The sequence below is a fragment of the Sphingopyxis sp. H053 genome (assembly GCF_001468225.1).
GTDB lineage: Bacteria > Pseudomonadota > Alphaproteobacteria > Sphingomonadales > Sphingomonadaceae > Sphingopyxis.
Map to the genome: position 1 here is coordinate 272,834 of NZ_LNRU01000004.1, position 20,179 is coordinate 293,012.

18 protein-coding genes are annotated in these 20,179 nt (G+C 66.8%); 14 read left to right on the plus strand and 4 right to left on the minus strand.

The window, feature by feature from the left end:
• The first annotated feature begins 81 nt into the window (after nucleotides 1–81).
• From ATE70_RS09440 to ATE70_RS09465, 6 genes are all read left to right on the plus strand, one after another.
• Entirely contained in the window at nucleotides 82–1,743 is a 1,662-nt protein-coding gene (locus tag ATE70_RS09440) for an arylsulfatase (RefSeq protein WP_058537669.1), read from the plus strand.
• Between the two features lie 101 nt (nucleotides 1,744–1,844).
• Complete coding sequence (locus ATE70_RS09445) at nucleotides 1,845–2,738, plus strand: TauD/TfdA dioxygenase family protein (protein WP_058537670.1); 894 nt, start codon at nucleotides 1,845–1,847, stop codon at nucleotides 2,736–2,738.
• Nucleotides 2,735–4,138 carry an FAD/NAD(P)-binding protein gene (locus ATE70_RS09450; RefSeq protein WP_231740065.1) on the plus strand — a complete coding sequence of 468 codons (1,404 nt, stop codon included), beginning with the start codon at nucleotides 2,735–2,737 and terminating at the stop codon, nucleotides 4,136–4,138. The genes ATE70_RS09445 and ATE70_RS09450 overlap by 4 nt, the downstream gene beginning before the upstream one ends.
• Nucleotides 4,139–4,340: 202 nt before the next feature.
• The gene (locus tag ATE70_RS09455) at nucleotides 4,341–4,949 is read left to right on the plus strand and encodes a hypothetical protein (protein WP_058537672.1); all 609 of its coding nucleotides are present in this window, start codon (nucleotides 4,341–4,343) and stop codon (nucleotides 4,947–4,949) included.
• On the plus strand, nucleotides 4,876–5,481 hold the full coding sequence (locus ATE70_RS09460) for an RNA polymerase sigma factor (protein ID WP_058799849.1): 606 nt from the start codon (nucleotides 4,876–4,878) through the stop codon (nucleotides 5,479–5,481). Before ATE70_RS09455 ends, ATE70_RS09460 begins: the two co-directional genes overlap by 74 nt.
• A complete protein-coding gene (locus ATE70_RS09465; RefSeq protein ID WP_058537674.1) occupies nucleotides 5,478–5,801 on the plus strand; it encodes a hypothetical protein in 324 nt (107 codons plus the stop codon). The genes ATE70_RS09460 and ATE70_RS09465 overlap by 4 nt, the downstream gene beginning before the upstream one ends.
• Here ATE70_RS09465 and ATE70_RS09470 read toward each other — a convergent pair.
• From ATE70_RS09470 to ATE70_RS09480, 3 genes are all read right to left on the minus strand, one after another.
• Nucleotides 5,798–6,517 (minus strand): hypothetical protein, encoded by a 720-nt coding sequence (locus ATE70_RS09470; RefSeq protein ID WP_231740066.1) that lies wholly within the window; start codon nucleotides 6,515–6,517, stop codon nucleotides 5,798–5,800. The genes ATE70_RS09465 and ATE70_RS09470 overlap by 4 nt on opposite strands.
• 14 nt (nucleotides 6,518–6,531) lie before the next feature.
• On the minus strand, nucleotides 6,532–7,743 hold the full coding sequence (locus tag ATE70_RS09475; protein WP_058537676.1) for a toxic anion resistance protein: 1,212 nt from the start codon (nucleotides 7,741–7,743) through the stop codon (nucleotides 6,532–6,534).
• A 64-nt stretch (nucleotides 7,744–7,807) separates the two neighbouring features.
• Nucleotides 7,808–8,776: a bile acid:sodium symporter family protein gene (locus tag ATE70_RS09480; protein WP_058537677.1), complete on the minus strand. Its 969-nt coding sequence runs from the start codon at nucleotides 8,774–8,776 to the stop codon at nucleotides 7,808–7,810.
• A gap of 177 nt (nucleotides 8,777–8,953) precedes the next feature.
• On the opposite strand from ATE70_RS09480, the gene ATE70_RS09485 reads away from it, so the two are divergent.
• From ATE70_RS09485 to ATE70_RS09520, 8 genes are all read left to right on the plus strand, one after another.
• Nucleotides 8,954–9,604 (plus strand): 5'-methylthioadenosine/S-adenosylhomocysteine nucleosidase family protein, encoded by a 651-nt coding sequence (locus tag ATE70_RS09485; RefSeq protein ID WP_058537678.1) that lies wholly within the window; start codon nucleotides 8,954–8,956, stop codon nucleotides 9,602–9,604.
• Nucleotides 9,605–9,679: 75 nt separating this feature from the next.
• A complete protein-coding gene (locus ATE70_RS09490; protein ID WP_058537679.1) occupies nucleotides 9,680–10,600 on the plus strand; it encodes a tetratricopeptide repeat protein in 921 nt (306 codons plus the stop codon).
• Between the two features lie 101 nt (nucleotides 10,601–10,701).
• A complete protein-coding gene (locus tag ATE70_RS09495) occupies nucleotides 10,702–11,487 on the plus strand; it encodes a hypothetical protein (RefSeq protein WP_058537680.1) in 786 nt (261 codons plus the stop codon).
• Nucleotides 11,488–11,591: 104 nt separating this feature from the next.
• A complete protein-coding gene (gene typA, locus ATE70_RS09500) occupies nucleotides 11,592–13,424 on the plus strand; it encodes a translational GTPase TypA (RefSeq protein WP_058537681.1) in 1,833 nt (610 codons plus the stop codon).
• 86 nt (nucleotides 13,425–13,510) lie between these two features.
• Nucleotides 13,511–15,124, plus strand: a complete 1,614-nt coding sequence (locus ATE70_RS09505) for an NAD(P)/FAD-dependent oxidoreductase (protein ID WP_058537682.1) — start codon at nucleotides 13,511–13,513, stop codon at nucleotides 15,122–15,124.
• The gene (locus ATE70_RS09510; protein ID WP_058537683.1) at nucleotides 15,121–15,675 is read left to right on the plus strand and encodes a pseudouridine synthase; all 555 of its coding nucleotides are present in this window, start codon (nucleotides 15,121–15,123) and stop codon (nucleotides 15,673–15,675) included. Before ATE70_RS09505 ends, ATE70_RS09510 begins: the two co-directional genes overlap by 4 nt.
• Nucleotides 15,676–15,793: 118 nt before the next feature.
• Entirely contained in the window at nucleotides 15,794–16,558 is a 765-nt protein-coding gene (locus tag ATE70_RS09515) for a hypothetical protein (RefSeq protein WP_058537684.1), read from the plus strand.
• Between the two features lie 131 nt (nucleotides 16,559–16,689).
• Entirely contained in the window at nucleotides 16,690–17,187 is a 498-nt protein-coding gene (locus ATE70_RS09520) for a hypothetical protein (RefSeq protein ID WP_058537685.1), read from the plus strand.
• A gap of 115 nt (nucleotides 17,188–17,302) precedes the next feature.
• Here ATE70_RS09520 and ATE70_RS09525 read toward each other — a convergent pair whose 3' ends face one another.
• Nucleotides 17,303–19,978: a TonB-dependent receptor gene (locus ATE70_RS09525; RefSeq protein WP_082639525.1), complete on the minus strand. Its 2,676-nt coding sequence runs from the start codon at nucleotides 19,976–19,978 to the stop codon at nucleotides 17,303–17,305.
• Nucleotides 19,979–20,179 lie beyond the last annotated feature (201 nt).

Sequence of the window (20,179 nt, forward strand, 5' to 3'; positions counted from 1 at the left end):
GACTGCGCCGGCCCTGTCTGCGGCGCGCCCCGGTTCCATTCGCCCGGGCGCGCCGACCTTTTACCTTCGAAAGACCACCCGATGACCCATGGTTCGCGTTTCGCCCGTCTGCTTTTTGCCGCGCTGATCGGTGCTGCCGCGACCGTCGGGTCTGCGCAGGCGAAGGATCGGCGGCCAAACCTGCTCGTCATCGTCGCCGACGATCTCGGCTATTCGGACCTCGGCGCGTTCGGGGGCGAGATCCGCACCCCGAACCTCGACAAGCTCGCGCTCAACGGCATCCGCCTCGCAGGCTTCCACACCGCGCCGACCTGTTCGCCGACGCGTTCGATGCTGCTGTCGGGCACCGACAATCACCGCGCCGGGCTCGGCACGATGGCCGAGATGATCCGCCCGAACCAGCAGGGCAAGTCGGGCTATGAGGGCTATTTGCGCAGCGATGTTGCGACGCTCGCCGAGCGGTTGGGCGCGAGAGGCTATCGCACCTTGCTGTCGGGCAAATGGCACCTGGGTTTGACCCCCGAACAGGACCCGCACGCGCGCGGGTTCGAGCGCAGCTTTGCCTTGCTCCAGGGCGGGCATAATCATTTCGGTACCGACGCCGATCCCGAAAAGGGCGGGCGGGCAACCTATACCGAACAGGGGAAGCGGCTGACGCAGCTCCCCGCCGATTTCTATTCGAGCGACACGTTCGCGACGCGGCTGATCGAATTCCTCGGCGAAGAGCCGGCCAGCGGAAAGCCCGCGCGGCCCTTTTTCGGCTATCTCGCTTTCACCGCGCCGCACTGGCCGCTGCAGGCGCCGGCCGAGGACATTGCGCGTTACAAGGGGCGCTATGACGAAGGGTTCGACGTGCTGCGCGAACGGCGGCTGGCGCGGCAGCGCGAACTGGGCATCCTTGGCCCCGATGTCGCGGCGCACACGCCGCGCAACCGCGACGGGAGCTGGGATTCGCTGACCGCCGACCAGCAACGGCTCGCCGCGCGCAACATGGAAATCTATGCCGCGATGGTCGATCGGCTCGACCAGAATGTCGGCCGCGTGATCGAAACGCTGCGCGCTTCGGGCGAGCTCGACAACACGGTGGTCGTCTTCCTGGCCGACAATGGCGCCGAGGCGCTCGATGTCGAGACGACGGGCGCGCAGATGCTCGCCGCGCCGCTGAAGGGCGCCGACAATGGCTTCGCCAATCGCGGCACGGCGTCGTCGTACCTGACCTATGGTGCGGGCTGGGCGCAGGCGGCGACCGCGCCGTCGTGGCTGACCAAGGGCTATCAAAGCGAGGGCGGCACGCGCGCGGTCGCCTTCATCAGCGGCGCGGGTATCGTGGCGCGCAAGGGCGCCGAAACGCAATATCTGTCGGTCGCCGATATCGCGCCGACGCTGCTTGACCTTGCGGGCGCCGATGCCAAGGCGACGCGTGTCGCGGGGCGCAAGGTCGTGCCGATCACCGGCCGCTCGTGGGCCGCCTGGCTGAAAAACGCCAATGCGCGCGTTTATGGCGCCGACGATGGCGTGGGGTCCGAGCTGTTCGGCTCGCGCGCCTATCGCCGCGGCGACTGGAAGCTTACCGATATTGGTGACGGTATCTGGCGATTGTTCGACATCGCGCGCGATCCCGGCGAGACGCGCGACCTGTCACTTGCCCATCCCGACCATAAGGCCGAGCTTGCGGCGGCTTGGGATCGCTATGCGCAGGATGTCGGCGTGATCCTGCCCGACGCCATTCCCTATCGGCCGTAGGTCGCGCAATTCATGCGGCTCGGCGCGTTGGGGCTTGTCAATCATATCAGTTGAGTTACTTTCGGTGTTCCGGGACGTATTCCGAATCGAAAGGACTGCTCATGGCCACGCAGCTGAACACCCCCGACCTGTTCGAGGCCGCGCGATCGCTCGGCGTATCGATTTCGCCGTCGACCCCGACGATCGGGGCGGAGATCGGCGGGCTCGATCTCGACCGACCGCTCTCTTCCGAGGAGGCCGATTTGCTGCGCGCCGCGTGGCTGCGCTTCAAGGTCGTGTTCTTCCGCGATCAGGACATCAGCCACGAAAGCCATGTCCGGCTGGGCGAATTGTTCGGCGATCTCGAAAGTCATCCGGTGATCCCCTCGGTCGAGGGCTATCCCGAAATCCTCAAGATCGAAGGCGTCGAGGGCGTCCAGCTCACCGCCGAGACGCTGGCGCCGTTCCAGGCGTATAACAAATGGCACACCGACGTGACCTTCCGCGAGCGGCCGTCGATCGCATCGATCCTGCGCGCGCGGCATCTGCCCCCGCTCGGCGGCGACACGATGTGGGCCGACACCGTCGCCGCCTATGCCGGGCTGCCGCAGCCGGTGAAGGACCGCATCGAGGGGCTCGAAGCCGAGCATGACATCGTGCGCAGCTTCGGCGGCCGCGTGACCGAGGAAAAGCGTGCGCAGCTCGCGCGCGATTTCCCGCCGGTGTGTCACCCGGTCGTGCGCTCGCACCCCGAAACGGGCGAGAAGATCCTCTACGTCAATTACACCTTTACCAGCCGCATTATCGGGGTGAGCGAGGAGGAAAGCGACAGCCTGCTCCGCCTGCTGTTCGACCGGATCAAGGTCCCTGAATATCAGGTGCGCTTCCGCTGGACCCCGAACGCGATCGGCATCTGGGACAATCGCTCGACCCAGCATTATGCGGTCGGCGATTACTGGCCCGAGTATCGCGCGCTCGAACGTGTGACGGTGTCGGGCGACGTGGTAACGCGATGAGGATGATCGAAGCGCAGCTTCATTCGCCGCGCCCGCGTTTTCGCACCGCGACGCGCGTCGCGATCGTCGGTGCTGGGTTTTCCGGGACCTTGCTCGCGATCAACCTGCTCGAACAGCCCGATGTCGAGGTGCTGCTGATCGAGCGCGACCGGCACCGGATGGGCGCGGGCGTTGCGTATAGCAGCACCGAAACCTCGCACCTGCTCAACGTCCGCGCGGGCAATATGAGTGCCTTTGCCGACCGGCCCGATCATTTCTGCGAGTGGCTGGCGGCGCGCGGGCTCGGCTGCGAGGCGGCGTTCGTCACGCGCGCGACCTACGGCCGCTATCTGCGCGAGACGCTGCGCGCGGCGATGGAGAAATATGGCCGGCGGCTGAAGCTCGTCGACGACGAAGTGCTCGATATCGAGGAGAAGCGCGGGCAGGTCACGCTCGGGCTCGTCAACGGCGGGCTGATCGAGGCCGACCGCGCGGTGCTCGCGATCGGCAACCTGCCGCCGCACGATCCACCCGCGATCGAGGGCGCGCATCTGCCGTCGCATCGCTATATCGGCGATCCGTGGGCGAGTGCCTTCGAGGAGGGGATGGACAAGCAGGCGCCGGTGCTTGTCGTTGGCACCGGGCTGACCGCGGTCGACGTAATCCTGCGCCTCGTTTCACACGGCCATGAAGGGCCGATCACCGCGCTCTCGCGCCGCGGGCTGCGCCCGCATCGCCATATCGATGGCCTGCCGCGTCCCAAGCCCGTCCTTGCCAAACCCGCCCCCGACCTCTCCGAACTGGTGCGCTGGGCGCGGGGCGAAGCGAGAGAGCGTGACTGGCGGCTGGTCGTCGATTCGATCCGGCCGATCACGCAGATGATGTGGTCGGCCGCCGACGCCGGCAAGCGCGCGCGCTTCCTGCGTCATTTGCGCCCCTTTTGGGACGTCCATCGCCACCGGCTCGCGCCCGAGGTCGCCGACCGCATCGACGCGCTGATCGCGTCGGGGCAGCTCCATTTCCGCGCGGGCAAGATCGCGCATGTCGCGGTCGAACCCGATGCGCTCGCCGTCGCGTGGCTGCCGCGCGGCGAAGCCGAGCTGGTGACGACGCGCGCGGCGCGGATGGTCAATTGTACCGGCCCGCAGGGCGATCTGCTGCGCTCGTCGGACCCGCTGGTGAAACGCCTGCTCGGTGCGCGGCGTATCCGCCCCGATGCGCTCCGCCTCGGGCTCGATATCGACCGCGACGGGCATATCGTCGATGCGTCGGGCCGTTCGTCGGAGCATATCCTCGCGATCGGCCCGATGACGCGCGGCGACCTGTGGGAAGTCGTCGCGGTCCCCGATATCCGGGGCCAGGTGAGCGCGCTCGCGCGCCGCCTCGTCAACGCGCACTGGACGGGCGGCGAGGGGCTTTAGGCTCCTCACCCCCCAAAAAACTCTCCCCTTGCATCCATTGGCGCGCGTCGTGCCGTCCAGTCCATGATCGGCCCCCGCGCCGGTCCGGGCGGCGGCGTCGCGCGGTGGTCGATATGTGCTCCCCGGTGCAGATCATCTCCGCCTTGCCGGAGGCCGCCGCCTGTGGTTTCACCATGTCGACGCGGCATGAAGGAGAGTGATAATGGGTTTTCTGATTGCCGCAGCGGCCGCTGCCGCCACGGTTTCCGCCCCGGCCGCGGTGCCCCCCGCCGTCACGACGATCACGGTGCCGGCCGGGGAATCGCTCAGCGCCGAAGATGTCGCCGCCTATATCAGCCCGCGGGAAGTGGCCTCCTATGTGCCGGCGCCCGCGCCGACCACCGAGCTGGTCGCGGTCAGCGACGGTTTCTTCAGCTTGCTCGAAAATATCACGATGGTCGCGCTGTTCGTCGTCGGCTTTTTCCTGCTCGCACGGCTGCTTCACGCCTGGATGTTGCATCGCTCGATCCGCCGCGCGCTCGAGGCCAAGTCGGATGCGGTGAGTCCGCTGATCGACAAGCTTAACAAGCCGTATGAGCATCTCGGCGGACAGGGCGACAAGGAAACGGCCGGTGGAGGCGACGACCGCAATGCGCTGGTGCTGCTTGCAATTGGCCTCGCGATGGCGGGCTTCGGGCTGATCCAGGGCAATGAGCAGCTGATCCGCATTTCGTCGGGCGCCGCGCTCTTCCCCGCCTTTGTCGGTATCGCACTCCTCGTTCGCCGCCGCCTCGCGCGCGCCGCGGCTGCCGAGGAGCGCGCCGCTGCGTGATGAGGCAAGCGCCAAAGAAGATTGGGCCCTCAACCAGCGTGTCGCCGGGGGAGATCGCGCCGCTTTCCAGCTCCTCGTGCTGCGGCACGAGGGGCGGTTGCGCGCCTTCCTGTCGCGTGCCGCCGGATGCGACGCCGACGATCTGGCGCAGGAAGCTTTCGTACGTGCGTGGCAGCGCGCGGGCGAATATCGGGGGCAGGGGAGTTATGCGGCGTGGGTCATGGGGATCGGCTGGCGGCTGTTCCTCGACCAGCGGCGCACCGCGCGGCGGCGCGAGGGACTGGCAGCGGGGGAGGAGGCTGCGGCATCGATCGACCCACGCCCGGCAAGTGACGCCGCGATCGACGCCGACCGCTTGCTCGGCGCCTTGTCGCCGCAGGAGCGCGCCGCGCTCACCTTATGCTTCGGCCATGGCTGGTCGCATGGCGAGGCGGCCGCGATCATGGGCTTGCCGTTGGGCACGCTCAAATCGCTCGTCTTGCGCGGGCGGGCAAAGGCGCAGAAGATGATCGGCGAAGGAGCGGACGCATGACGGCGCCGGATGATCAGAACATCGACGCGATGCTGGCTGCGATGCTGGCGCCGCCCGCGCGGCCGGGCGATCGCGGCTTTGCGGCCGGAGTCGAGCGCGCGATCGATGCGCAGGCGGCCTATGCGCGCGCGCGGTCGCGTTTCTGGCGCAGCTTCGCGTTCGAGGCGCTCGCTGTCGGCGCGCTGCTCGCGGCGCTGTGGCTGCTGTCGTCGGCGCCTTTGCTCGCGCCGCTCGCCGGGGCGGGGCATTGGGGGCTCGCGCCGCCGCTGCTGTTCATCCTGCTGCTCTGGTTCGGGACGCAGCGCTGGCGGCAGGCTTAGCTGGTGGGTACGTCCTCGCCGTCGATGCCCTGATATTTGAGCTGGAGGTAACGTTCGCGCGTCGCGAGCTTGTCGAGTTCGCCCGCCGCGAGGCTGCGCGCGGCGTTGCCGATCTCGCTTTCGAGCATCTTCAGGCCGCCGACGAGCGTTTCGTCGGGGGTGCGGCCGGCGTGCGCTTCGGTGCGCAGCCCCGCGGGGATGCGCTGATAACCCGCGACGAGTTCGGGCAGATCCTCGCCGACGAGCTTGCGGATGTTCGCCGCAGCGGGGCTCGATACGTCGAGCGTCTGTAGCTGCGGCGCGAGCAGGTCGAGCTGGACGCCGATGCCGTCGACGAGCTGGCGCGCCGGGGCGGGGAGTGCGGGCCGCTGCGCTTCGAGCCAGATTTCGGTGCGGCCGGCGAGCTGTTTCAAGTCGGCCTTGGGCAGATCGGCCTGGCGTGGTTCGGGGAAGGGCGAGCGGCCGAACAGCACCGCGACCCCGATGAGCAGGATGAACAAGGCGAGCAGCCCGGTGAAACCGAGCGGCTGGATCAGTGCGCCGAACACCGCGGCGCCGATCAGCACGATACCGCCCGCGATCAATACGCGGCCGAGCTTCTTGTAGAGATGCTGGCGGCGCAGCGCGACGCTCTTGGTGCCGATCGGGCGGCGGCGCTCGCGCGACCGTTCGATCGCGGAGGCGGCCGTAACCCGAATCTTGTCGACTTCGCTCATTGTCATGATGTGCCTTAGCCTTCGAGCGACGCGAGCGGGCTGTCGGCACCGCCGACGCTCGCCTGCGCCTGGCTCGCACCCTCGGCGCGCGCGATATAGCCTTTCGACTTGGCGACCTCGCCCTCGAGCGTCGTCACTGTCGTTTTCATGCTGTGGAGCGCCTTCAGCTTGAAGGTGTCGATCGCGTCCATCGTGTCATAGATATTCTGGAACGCGCGCTGCAGCGTCTCCATCGGGATCGTGCTCGACGCTGCCTGCTCGTGGATGCGCGCGGTGTTGTCCTTCAGCATCTTCGACGTGCCGTCGATGATGTTCGCGGTCGTGGTATTGAGCGCGGTGATCTGTTCGAGCACCAGCTTCTGGTTCGTCATCGCCTGTGCGACGGTGATCGCGGTTTTCAGTGCGCCGACGGTAGTGGTCGAGGCGCGGTCGACGCCCTTCACCAGTTCGACATTATTCTTTTTGACGAGATCGAGCGCGAGATAGCCCTGCACCGTCACCGCCATCTGGGTGAGCAGGTCCTGCGTGCGCTGGCGTGCATAGAAGAGTGCGTTCTCGCGCAGCACCTTCGCTTTGGCGGGGTCGATGCCGTCGAGCTCGGTCGCCTTCGCCTCGAGCTTGGCATCGAGCGTGCCCGCGATGTGGACCATCTGCTCAAGCTTGCCCATCGCTTCCCACAGCTTACGGCGCTCGACGTCGATGGCGGCATTGTCCATCAACAGTTCGTCTTTGCCGTTCGACAGCGCGGTGAGCACGCCCGAGATATGCGTCTGCGCGCTGCGGTACTGCGCAAAATAATTGCCCACCTTGTTGCCGAGAATCTTGTCGAAAAAGCCGCGCTTCGTCAACAGCTTGCCGTTCGCCGACGGGTCGAGCCGTTCGACGGTGTTGCGAAGCTCGATCAGGTTCATGCCGATATCGGTGTCGCGGTCCATCGCCTTGATCGGGCGGTCGAGGAAACGGTTCGACTGGTTTGCCGCCTCGAGCATTTCCTTGCGGCCCATGTTGGTGATCTGGTCGACCTTCTGCCCGAACGCGGGCGAGTTGACGTCCTGCGCGACGAGGTCGTCGATAAAGCCATCGACGCGTTCCTCGAGCTTCGATTTCTGTTCGGTCGACAGCGGGACCAGGCCGGCGGCCTTTTCGGGGGAAACTGCGGGCACGGGATCGGGCGGGGTCAGCTTCAACTCGTCGGTCGCGGTTGCCGTCGCGGTCAGTTCGCTCATTCGTCTTCCTTCCAGCCACCCAATAGAAAATCTGGCCAATGCCTATATGGCATGCGTATCTGTGTTATTCAAGCACCACACCCTGCCGCGACCGCAGCACCGGCGCGATCCATGCGGACAGGATCAGTTGCGCCATATGATAGACGAGGATCGGAACGAGCACCATGCCGGCGATGGCGGGCGGGAAAAGCGTCGCGGCGAGCGGCGCGCCAACCGCGATGCTCTTTTGCGCGCCCGAAAAGAGCAGGGTGATGCGGTCGGGCCGTGCAAGCTTCAGCAGTCCGCCGAGTGCCCACGCGCCGCCGAACGAGAGCGCGAGCAGCGCCGCGACCGCTGCGAACACGATGGCGATCTCGCGCCCGTCGAGCAGGCTCCAGATCCCCGCGACGACCGCGGCCGAGAAAGCGACATAGACCGCGATCGCGATCGCGGTGCGGTCCATGAAGGTCGCGAGGCCGCGATGCGCGAGGACCCACGGTCGCAGCCAGCGCTGGACAAGCTGTCCTGCGACGAAGGGGATTAGCAGGATCGAGACGATGCGGAGCACGGCTTGCCCATGGATCTCGCCCTCGCTTCCCGCGAGCAGCGCGAAGAGCAAAGGCGAGAGCGCGACCCCGCTGAGGTTGAGCAGCGCCGCCGCGACGACACTCGCCGCGACATTGCCGCCGGCAAGGCTGCTCGCCGCGGTCGCCGACTGGACGGTCGAGGGCAGGATGCCGAGGAAGAGGAAACCGAGCGCAAGCGTCGCGGGGAGCAGCGGCGCGGTCGCCGCCTGCGCCGCGAGGCCGAGCAGCGCCATGAAGCCGAAGCAGAAGGCGAGCGCGCTCCCCTGCAGCTTCCAGTTGCGGATGCCGTGGAGAACCTCTTCGCGCGGCAAGCGCACGCCGTTGAGGAAGAAGAGGAAGATGATCGCCGCGGTCGACAGCCCTCCCGCGATCGGCACCGCGGCGCCGCGCACCGGAAGCAGGCTCGCGAGCAGGATCGTCGCGAACAGCACGGGGACGAAGCGGTCGGGGAAGATGCGGGACAGCATTGGTGTGAGCGATGGCGGGAGGAGGAGGGAATGGCAAGCTTGAGATGATTTCGTCGCCCCTGCGAAGGCAGGGGCCGCTATCGGTGTTGCGCAAGGCTGCCAGCGGCCCCTGCCTTCGCAGGGGCGACGGTTAACATTCGAACTAGCCATGGTCCGCCGCCCGGCTACATACGTGCCATGGCCCATATCCTGATCCTCGCCGCGCTGCCCGAAGAGGCCGACGCGCTGTTTTCCGGCACCGGCGACCGCGCTGACGGGCTGTTTGCCGAACGGCGGCTCGTGGTCGGTGGCCACAGCCTCACCATCGCGACCTGCGGACTCGGCAAGGTCAATGCCGCGTTGTGCGCGGGCATGCTTGGCGGCGATGCCGACCTACTGTTGATGACGGGCACCTGCGGTTCGCTGGGCGCGGCGCCGGGCGCTTACTGGTTCTCCGAGGCGTTGCAGCATGATTATGGCGCGGTGCAGCCCGGCCTGTTTCGCCGTTACCGCGCCGGCGAATGGCCGATCGGCGAGGCCGGCGAGGCGCATTTTTCGGCGATGCCCGACCCCGGTCTCGGTCTGCCGCACGCGCGCATTGCGAGCGGCGACAGTTTCGTCGCGTGTCCCGATGCCGCCGCCGATCTTGCAAACCTCGGCGCGACACTCGTCGATATGGAGGTTGGCGCGGTGGCGCAGGTTGCGGCGCGGCTGGGCAAGCCGTGGGCGGCGATCAAGGCGGTCACCGACGAAGCGAACGGCGACAGTGCGGGCGATTTCCACGCCAATCTCGTGCGCGCCGCGCGTGTCGCCGGGCAGGAGGTCGAGCGGCTGATCACGATGATCTGACCGTCGCTTCCTCGTTCCGCGCGGGCCGCATTTGTGATAGGCTGGCGCCCGTATCGACCGCGGGAGAGACTCGTGATGCGCTATCGATCTTCACTATCCATCGCTGCCGCTTGCGCGATCTTCGTCGCGCCGCTCGCTTTCGCGGCGGGCGGCGGCGGAGGGGGCGGCAGCGCGCCGCCGAGCCAGAGCAGCTACGACCCGACGGTCGATTACAAGAAAGGCGCCGACGCCTTCGCTTCGGGAAAATATGACGAGGCGGCGAAAGCGTTCAAAAAGGTCGTGTCGGCGGTGCCGAAGAATCCCCAGGCCAATTATCTGCTCGGTGCGAGCTATATGGCGCAGGGCGATTTCTCGCGCGCGGTGAAGCCGCTCGAAGCCGCGGTGCGCTATAACGAGAAGATGGTCGAGGCGCGCCGCGACCTCGGCATCACGCAGGCGAAGCTCGGCAAGGCGGAAAAGGCAGCTGAGCAGGCCGCGGCGCTGAAGGCGATGCAGGAAGGCTGCGGCGGCACCTGCGCCGATGCCGCGAAGCTCGCCGATGCGGTTGCTAAACTCGATGCGGCGGTGGCCGCGGGGCCGCAGGCGCAAAATGCGGTCGAGCCCGAGGTTCGGCTCGCCGCGGCCGAAACGCTCGATGCGACCTATGTTGCCGCCGTCGGGCTGATCAACGAGCATCGCTACGAAGCCGCGATCGCCAAGCTCGACGCGGCGCTGTGGGCGGCGGGGCCGCATCCCGATGTGCTCACCTATCTCGGTTTCGCGAACCGCAAGCTGAAACGCTATGACGCGGCCGAGGCCTATTATCGCGAGGCGCTTGCCATCGCGCCGGCGCATCGCGGCGCGCTCGAATATTATGGCGAATTGAAGCTCGAACGCGGCGACGTGGCGGGCGCCAGGGCACATCTGGCAAAGCTCGAGGCGATCTGCGGTTTCGGCTGTCACGAAGTCGACGAACTCAAACGCTGGATCGCGGAGGGCCGCTCATCGGCAAGCTGATCGCGCTCGCGGCGCTGCTCCTTGGCGTCGCGGCGACGCGGAATGCGCCGCCGGCTTTCGAACAACTGCGCTGGACCGCGCCGGGGTCCGAACGGGCGCTTTTGTCGGAGCAGCCCGCGAGTTGCCTTGCCAGCGACACGCCGCTCGTCCGCAGCGGCCGAGCGCTGTTCGGGGCGCCGACTTTGCTCGGCGGACAGGCGGCGAAGGCGGGGCTAAGCTGCGCGAGTTGCCATATCAACGGCCGCGACAATCCGCATTTCCTGCTCACAGGCGTGTCGGCGGCGCCGGGGACGGCCGACGTCACGAACAGCTTTTTCAGCGCCGCGCGCGGCAATGGTCGCTTCGACCCCGTTGCGATTCCCGATCTCGCGATGCCGGGAAAGGTCGCGCGCGATCCCGATACGCGCGCGCTCGAAGCCTTTGTCCGCAACCTGATCGTCGAGGAGTTCGGCGGGCAGGAGCCGACCCCCGCGATGCTCGACGCGCTCGCTACCTATGTTCGCGCGGTGCGCGCTTGCCCGGTCGAGGAGCGGATTGGGCGGCGTCTCGGCGATCAGCTTTCGGCCATCGACGACGGCGTCGCGGGCGCAGAGCTGATGCTCGATCGCGCCGACCCGCAAGGCGCGCGGCTGGCAATCGCGTCGATGCGCCATCAACTTGGACTGATCGCCGAACGCTATTCCGGATCGGGGCTGGCACGCGAGCGCGAAGGGTTGCTCGCCGCATCGCGCGCGTTGCAGGCGATCGGCGATGGCGACGTCGCGCGGATCGGGCCGGCGCTCGCGCGCTGGAAAGGCGAATTCGACACGGGGCTCGCAAAACGGCTGCGCCGCGCCGAGGCGCGCTCGCTGTACGACGCGAACCGTCTGGCGAAATCGCTGCGCTAGCTCGCGCCATCGGCAATCATGTTGCGCCGCAGCACCCATTCTGTTAGGGGCGCGGCGTTTCGCGGCGCTCCGGGCGCTGCCCCCTTCCAATAAGGCCCTTCCGCATGTCTTTGCGCAATATCGCCATCATCGCGCACGTCGATCATGGCAAGACCACCCTCGTCGACCAGCTGTTCCGCCAGTCGGGCACGTTCCGCGACAACCAGCGCGTCGAAGAGCGCGCGATGGATTCGAACGATCTGGAAAAGGAACGCGGGATCACGATCCTTGCGAAGTGCACCTCGGTCGAGTGGGGCGAAGGCGCCGACCTGACGCGCATCAACATCGTCGACACCCCGGGCCACGCCGATTTCGGCGGTGAGGTCGAGCGTATCCTCAGCATGGTCGACGGCGTCATCCTGCTCGTCGATGCGGCCGAGGGCCCGATGCCGCAGACCAAGTTCGTCACCGGCAAGGCGCTCGCGCTGGGCCTCAAGCCGATCGTCGTCGTCAACAAGATCGACCGCAGCGACGCGCGCGCCGCCGAAGTGCTCGACGAAGTGTTCGAACTGTTCCTGACGCTCGAGGCCAATGACGAACAGCTCGACTTCCCGATCCTTTACGCCTCGGGCCGCGGCGGCTTCGCCTCGGACAGCCCCGAAGCGCGCGAAGGCACGCTCGAGCCGCTGTTCAAGACGATCGTCAGCCATGTGCCCGAACCCGGCCTGCCCGAAGACGGTCCCTTCACCTTCCTCGCGACGCTGCTCGACCGCGACAATTTCATCGGCCGCATCCTGACCGGCCGCGTCCAGTCGGGCACGATCAAGGTCAACCAGCCGATCCACGCGATCGACATGGATGGCAAGGTCATCGAGACCGGCCGCGCGTCGAAGCTGCTCGCGTTCCGCGGGCTCGAGCGCGTTCCCGTCGAGGAAGCGCGCGCGGGTGACATCGTCGCGATCGCGGGTCTCGCGCAGGCGACCGTCGCGAACACCATCGCCGACACCAGCGTCAGCGAACCGATCGCCGCGCAGCCGATCGATCCGCCGACGCTGTCGATGCGCTTTGCCGTGAACGATTCGCCGATGGCGGGCCGCGAGGGCAGCAAGGTGACGAGCCGCATGATCCGCGACCGCCTGTTCCGCGAAGCCGAAACCAACGTCGCGATCCGCATCACCGAAAGCGCCGACAAGGACAGCTTCGAAGTCGCGGGCCGCGGCGAGCTTCAGCTCGGCGTGCTCATCGAAACGATGCGCCGCGAAGGCTTCGAACTCGGCATCAGCCGCCCGCGCGTGCTGTATGGCGAGGACGAGGCCGGCAAGCGCACCGAACCGTATGAAACCGTCGTCATCGACGTCGACGACGAACATTCGGGCACGGTCGTCGAGAAGATGCAGGTCCGCAAGGCCGACCTCACCGACATGCGTCCGTCGGGTGGCGGCAAGACGCGCATCACCTTCTCGGGCCCGTCGCGCGGCCTGATCGGCTATCATGGCGAATTCCTGTCCGACACGCGCGGCACCGGGATCATGAACCGCCTGTTCGAGAAATATGGCCCGTACAAGGGCACGATCGAAGGCCGCAAGAATGGCGTCCTGATCTCGAACGGCAATGGCGAAGCCGTCGCCTACGCCCTTGGCCCGCTCGAAGAGCGCGGCATCCTCTTCGTCTCGCCCGGCGAGGCGCTCTATGAGGGCATGATCATCGGCGAGAATGCGAAGCCCGACGATCTTGAGGTCAACCCGATGAAGTCGAAGCAGCTCACGAACTTCCGTTCGACGGGCAAGGACGACGCGATCCGCCTGACCCCGCCGAAGCGCATGACGCTCGAACAGGCGATCGCCTATATCGACGACGACGAGATGGTCGAAGTGACCCCCAAGAATATCCGCATCCGCAAGACGCTGCTCGACCCGCACGAGCGCAAGAAAGCGTCGCGCAAGAAGGAAGCGGCCTAAAGATCACGGGGGCGGCCAGCGATGGCCGCCCCCTTTTCTTTTCGAACAGCGTTCCCTCGTGACGGGATGCCCATTACAGGCGTCCGATGCTTCGCCTGACCGAACTGACTTTGCCGCTGCACCATGCGCCGGAGGATTTGCCCGCCGCGATCTGCAAGCGGCTGCGCATCGGCCCACGCGAGCTGGTGCGCCATGTCGTCGCGCGCCGCGCGCACGACGCGCGCGACAAGACCAACATCAAGCTGATCTATTCGATCGACGTCAATGTGAAGGATGAGGGCGCGGTGCTCGCGCGCTTTCGCAAGGACCGCAACGTCCAGCAGACCCCGAACACCGCGTACAAGTTCATCACGCAGGCGCCGAAGGGCGCCAAACGGCCGGTCGTCGTCGGCGCGGGGCCGTGCGGGTTGTTCGTCGGGCTGATCCTCGCGCAAATGGGGTTCCGCCCGATCATCCTCGACCGCGGCAAGGTCGTGCGCGAACGCACCAAGGACACGTGGGATTTGTGGCGGCGCGGCGTGCTTCACCCCGAATCGAACGTCCAGTTCGGCGAGGGAGGCGCGGGCACCTTTTCCGACGGCAAGCTCTACAGCCGGATCAAGGACCCGCGGCACCTCGACCGCAAGGTGCTCACCGAATTCGTGAAGGCGGGCGCTCCGCCCGAAATATTGACCGAAGCGCACCCGCATATCGGCACCTTCCGGCTGGTGACGATGGTCGAAAGCCTGCGCGAGACGATCGAGGGGCTGGGCGGCGAATATCGCTGGCAGCACAAGGTCGACGGGCTCGACATCGCCACCGACGGGGCGGGCGAGCGCCGCGTCCAGGGCCTGCACCTGGCGGGTGGTGAGTATATCGAGGCCGACCGCGTCATCCTCGCCGTCGGCCACAGCGCGCGCGACACCTTTGCGATGCTCCACGCGGCGGGCGTCCATGTCGAGGCGAAGCCCTTTTCGATCGGCGTCCGCATCGAGCATCCGCAATCGTGGATCGACACCTCGCGCTTTGGCGCCGACGCGGGCAACCCGATCCTCGGCGCCGCCGAATATCATATCTCGCACCACTGCAAGAACGGGCGCACCGTCTACAGCTTCTGCATGTGTCCCGGCGGCACCGTCGTCGCAGCAACCTCCGAGGAAGGGCGCGTCGCGACCAACGGCATGAGCCAATATTCGCGCAACGAGCGCAACGCCAATTCGGGCTTCGTCGTCGCGATCGATCCCGAACGCGACTATCCCGGCGATCCGCTCGCGGGCCTCGCCTTCCAGCGGCACTGGGAATCGCTCGCCTTTGTCGCGGGCGGCTCGAACTATCGGGCACCCGCGCAGCGCGTCGGCGATTTCCTCGCGGGGCGCCCGTCGACGTCGCTCGGCAGCGTCGTGCCGTCGTATCGGCCGGGCGTGACGCCGACCGACCTCGCCGCGTGCCTGCCCGATTTCGCGGTCGAGGCGATGCGCGAGGCGATCCCGGTGTTCGGGCGCCAGATCGCGGGATACGACCATCCCGACGTGGTGATGACGGGGGTCGAAACGCGCACCTCGTCGCCCGTGCGCTTTACCCGCGGCGAGGATTTTCAGAGCCTGAACACTGCGGGGCTGTTTCCGGCGGGCGAGGGCGCGGGCTATGCCGGGGGCATATTGTCGGCGGCGGTCGACGGCATCAAGGTCGCCGAGGCGGTCGCGCGGAGCTTGATGCCATGACGGTGATCCTATTCAACAAGCCGTGGGGTGTGCTGTCGCAATTTACCGACAAGAGCATGACGGCGAGCGCGGATGGCCCGCGCGCGACGCTGTCCGACTATATCGACGTCCCCGGCGTCTATCCGGCGGGGCGGCTCGACCGCGACAGCGAGGGCCTGCTGATCCTGACCGACGACGGCGCGCTGCAGGCGCGCATTGCGTCGCCGAAGCACAAGACCCCCAAAACCTATCTGGCGCAGGTCGAGGGCGAGCCCGACGCCGCCGCGCTCGAAGCGCTGCGCCGCGGCGTCACGCTGAACGACGGCCCGACGCGCCCCGCGACCGTCCGCCGCATCGACCCGCCCCAGCTCTGGTACCGCGACCCGCCGGTGCGATACCGCAAGAGCGTCCCCGACAGCTGGATCGAATTGACGATCACCGAAGGCCGCAACCGCCAGGTCCGCCGCATGACCGCCGCGGTCGGTTATCCGACGCTGCGGCTGGTGCGCTGGCGAATCGGCGGGTGGGAGCTTGGCGAACTGGCGCCGGGGGAATGGCGCGAGGCCGGGTGAAAGGTCCGCGCGCAATTTCGTCATCGAACGGCGCTACACTTGTCAAAGGCCCGGTGCCCCACTATCCGTCGCGAACCTGGCCCCAGGCGCCTCGACCAGCCGACGCCGCCACCAAAGATTGCTTCAGCTGAGCCCTGTTCCAGCCACTCCCTATGTCGAACAGCTCAGCATCGGGGCGGGGCGCCGCACGCTTGCCATAAGCCTGGCGGTTCTGATCCCCGCGCTCCTGCTGCTCCTGCTCCTCTCCTTTGGCTTTGAAACGGAGCCTGACTATCGCGAGGCGCGCGTCAGCGTGGTCAGCCTCGAGGCCAGCCAGATTTCGGCGGAAGCGCCCGAACCGAGCAGCGCGAAGCGCGAGCAGGCCGAAGAGCCGCCCGTGCCGCCGCAGCCGGTAACCGAAGAAGTGCTGCCCCCGCGCGCCGTGGAACCGAAGGTCCCGCCGATCATAACGACGCCGGCCGAACAGCCGCCCGCGCCGGTGCTTCCGCCGAGTCCCGTTCGTCCCCCGAGCGGAAAGGTCTATGGGCCGCCCAACACCGGCGGCTCCTCCGCCTCGCGCGATACGGAACGCGTGGGAACGGCTCCCAATGGCGAGCCGCTCTATGCGGCGGCCTGGTATCGCGAGCCGAGAGACGACGAACTGCGCGGCTATTTGTCGACCGCCAGCGGGCCCGGCTGGGGGCTGATCGCTTGCCGCACCGCGCCCGATTATCGCGTCGAGGATTGCGTCGGGCTCGACGAATATCCGAACGGATCGCAGATCAATCGCGCCGTGCTCGCCGCGGCGTGGGCGTTCCAGGTGCGGCCCCCGCGGCTTGGTGGGCGTCCGCTGGTCGGCGCCTGGGTCCGGATCAGGATCGATTATGGGACCAGGCGGCGCTAAGGTCAGGCGAAGCCGTCGACGGCAATCCGTGGCATGACTGCGGCCGGTTCGACAGGGCGGCGCGGCGCGCTTCGTGGCCATTCTTCGGCCGTATTTCAGGGCGAGGATCGAGTTTCAGGGAGGGGCATCCAATGACCATGAGATCCATCGCCGCATCGCTCGCGCTGCTGTCCTGCTGCGCGTCGCCGCTACACGCCCAGACGATCGGGGACAGCACACATCTGAACGGCGCCGGCCCGGTCGCGACGGGGGGCTTCGTCGGCGCGCGCCTGCGCATCCCGCTCGGCGGAACGAAAAGCGACGAGGCAAGGACGCTTCGCGTGGGCCTGACCGTGGCGCCGATGCAGCGGAGTGAGGGGGCGGGGCTGAAAGGGCCCGCGTGGCGCATCGGCGAGGGGCTCGAATTCGGCTTCTCGGGCGATGAGCGATCGCCGCAAATCTCGCTCGCCGGGCAGCGGCTGACGCCGGCGCGCTATGCGCCCGGCCGGTCGACGCCAGCGAAGGGGCGCAGCAACATGTCCGACGCGGGGACCGTGGCGGTCGTCGTGGGCGGTCTCGCCCTCCTCGCGGGGGTCGGGCTGCTCGTCGCCCTCGATGCGTCGGACGACCCCGACCGCTGCTGCGAATAGCCGCAGCGGCCGGACTGGGAGGCGTCTCGGCCTGAAGCGGCAGTGCAAGGATGCTCTGCTTCGCGACAAAGCCTCATATCCTTCCCCCATCGAGGGGGAAGGATAGCGGGTCCGGTCAGAACTTCAGGCGCGCCCCGACATAGAATTGGCGGCCATTGTCATAGATCGCGCGCGGGCGGTCGCGGGTGCCCGAATATTGCTCGATCTTCTCGTTGGTCAGGTTGATCGCATCGGCGGTGAGCGCGATATTATCGGTGATGTTGACGCTGACCGAGGCGTCGAGCGACGACAGGGCCGCCTGATTGAGCGGCGCCGCGCGGTCGATATCGATGAAGAATTTCGACCGATAGTTGTACGAGAGCCGCGCGCTGATCAGATCATTCTCATAATAGCCCGTCAGGTTGAGCGAATGCTTGGAGTTGCCCGGGATCGGGTCGCCATTGTTCGCCTTGGCGTCGGAGTAGGTGTAGTTCGCCACCATCCCGAAGCCGCCCCAGATCGGGCGCGATACCTGGAATTCAAAGCCCTGGTTGCGTCCGCCGTCGCCGTTGCTGCGACGGTTGATCTGATAGGGGCAGTTGAACAGGTTCGGATTGGCGCCGCCCGCCGCGACGCAGCCCGCGGGCTGCGATCCCGGCACGAAGACGCTCGGCAGGATTTCGGTCGAGGTCGTGTTGACGATGTACGACTGGATGTCCTTGTAGAAGGCGGCGAGCGCGACGATCGTCTCGCGGTCGGGATACCATTCGATCGACAGGTCATACTGGTTGGCGCGGTACGGATCGAGGTTCGGATCGCCGCCGCGGCCGGTCAGCAAGGTGCCGTTGAGGTCGACGCCGGGGGTGATGTCGACGAAGTCGGGCCGCGTCACCGTCTTGCCCGCGGCGAAGCGCAGGATGACCTGGTCCGACAGGTCGACCGAGAGGTTCGCGCTCGGCAGAATGTCGGTGTACGAGCGTTTCGCCCGCGACGGGGTGAAGCCGCCGAACGGGTTGGTGAACTGCGGGTTCGCGCCGCCGATGATGAAGCCGTCCGAGGTCTGCTTGGTCTCGATCACGCGCACGCCGACATTGCCGCGCCAGCCGTCGCCGCCGAATTTGGCGAGGCCATAGCCGCCATAGGCTTTCTCGTTGATCGAGTAAGTGTTGCCGGGAACGAGGAAGCGGTCGGTACCGGGTGCGGTCTGCGACCCATAGATCGCGCGCAGCTTGGCGGGATCGACGCGCCAGTAATCCTTGAGCGTGCCGGGCGCCGCGATATTGTCGAGGAAGTCGCCGGGCATCCCGCTGCCGGTCGCGAAATCGGCCGAGGTGCAGGGGACGCCGCCGCAGCGCAGGCCGGGGGTGAACACGCCGCCATTGGTCGCGAAGCGTTCGGCGACGCGGTCGTGGTCGGTATATTTGACCCCGAATTTGAGCGCGGTCATCGGGCCCCATTCGACCTGCTTTTCGACGTCGAGATAGAAATATTTCTCCTCATCGTCGTTCGTCACCGACTGCATGCGCGCGAAGTCGGGGCGGATGCCCGCCGGGTTGAGCGGATTGGGGTTGGAGAAGCTGACTTCGGGCCGGCCGCTGCGCAGGTCGTAGCTGAAGGCGCCGGGGCCCGCGAACTCGATGAAATTCTCGTTGCTCGTGTCGCCGTTCGCCTTGGTCCAGCCGGCCTTGAAATGCACCGACAGGCTGTCGGCGGGGCGCCAGGTCAGGTCGAAATCGGCCGACACGGTCTTGGCGACCGCCGCCCGGTCGATCGCGTCATAGACGACCCCGAAGCCCTGCGTGCCGCCGGCGCGCGACGCGACATTGCCCGCGACCGCGACGCCGTCCTGCACCACCGCATTGCTGATCGTGCCGCCGCCGCCGAGTGCCTGTTCGCCCCATGCGATATAATTCTGGTTGAAATTGTCGGCGTTGAAGCGCGAATAGAGGCCGGTGATGTTGACTTCGAGTTCGTCCGACGGCCGGAACTGGATGCCGATATTGGCGCCGTAGCGTTCGCGGTCCTGTTCGAACATCGTCGAGCCGATCAGCGTGGGGACCAGCGCGCTCTGCCCGCCGCCGACGGGGAAGGAGCGGTAGCCGAAGATTTCGAGCCCGTCGCGGCGCGTGCGGCGCTTCTGATAAATGGCGCCGACGAGGACGCCGAAGGTCTCGTCTTCGTTCTTCCAACTGATCAGGCCCGAGACCTGCGGGTCGACCTTGCCCGAGAGATCCGAATAGGCGGCCTGCGCCGAGGCCGAGAGGGTGAGCGGGTCGAGGTCGAGCGGGTTGCGCGTGATGACGTTGATCGTGCCGCCGACCCCGCCTTCCTCGACGTCGGCCTGCGGGCTCTTGTACACTTCGAGGCGGCCGATGATCTCGGCGGGCAGGGTCAGATAGTTGAAGCTGCGCGTCGAGGCGACCTGGTCGAGGATGAACCAGTCGGCGGTCGCGACCGAATGACCGTTGAGCAGGGTCTTGGTGAGGTTCGGCGCGGTGCCGCGCAGCGAGACGCGCTCGCCTTCGCCGAACTCGCGGTTGACGACGATGCCGGGAACGCGCTGGAGCGCCTCGGCGACATTCTTGTCGGGGAATTTGCCGACATCCTCGGCGGTGACGACATCGGCGATGACCGACAGGTCGCGCTTCGCGTCGATCGCTTCGCGGAGCGATCCGCGGATGCCGGTGACGACGATTTCACTTTCCGCTGCGTCGGCGGCGGCCGGGGCAGGGGCTTGGGCGTGGGCCGCGCTAGCGGCAAAAAGCAGCGTACCAATGCTGGCCGAAGCGAGCAGATATCTTGCATTGGTCATGTTCAGTCTCCCTCTTTTTGATCTTAGATCAAGTTTTGCTCTAATTTTGAGGGAAATTTATACATACCAATCTATCCGTCAAGCTGAATTTGACGCAATTTATGCGCCATACACGCGAAGTGTGCGGAATTTTGGTACTTTATTGGTATTGTTCTGACAGCGCTTAGTGCCCTAACTAAATTCCGGCGCGCGAGTCGCGCT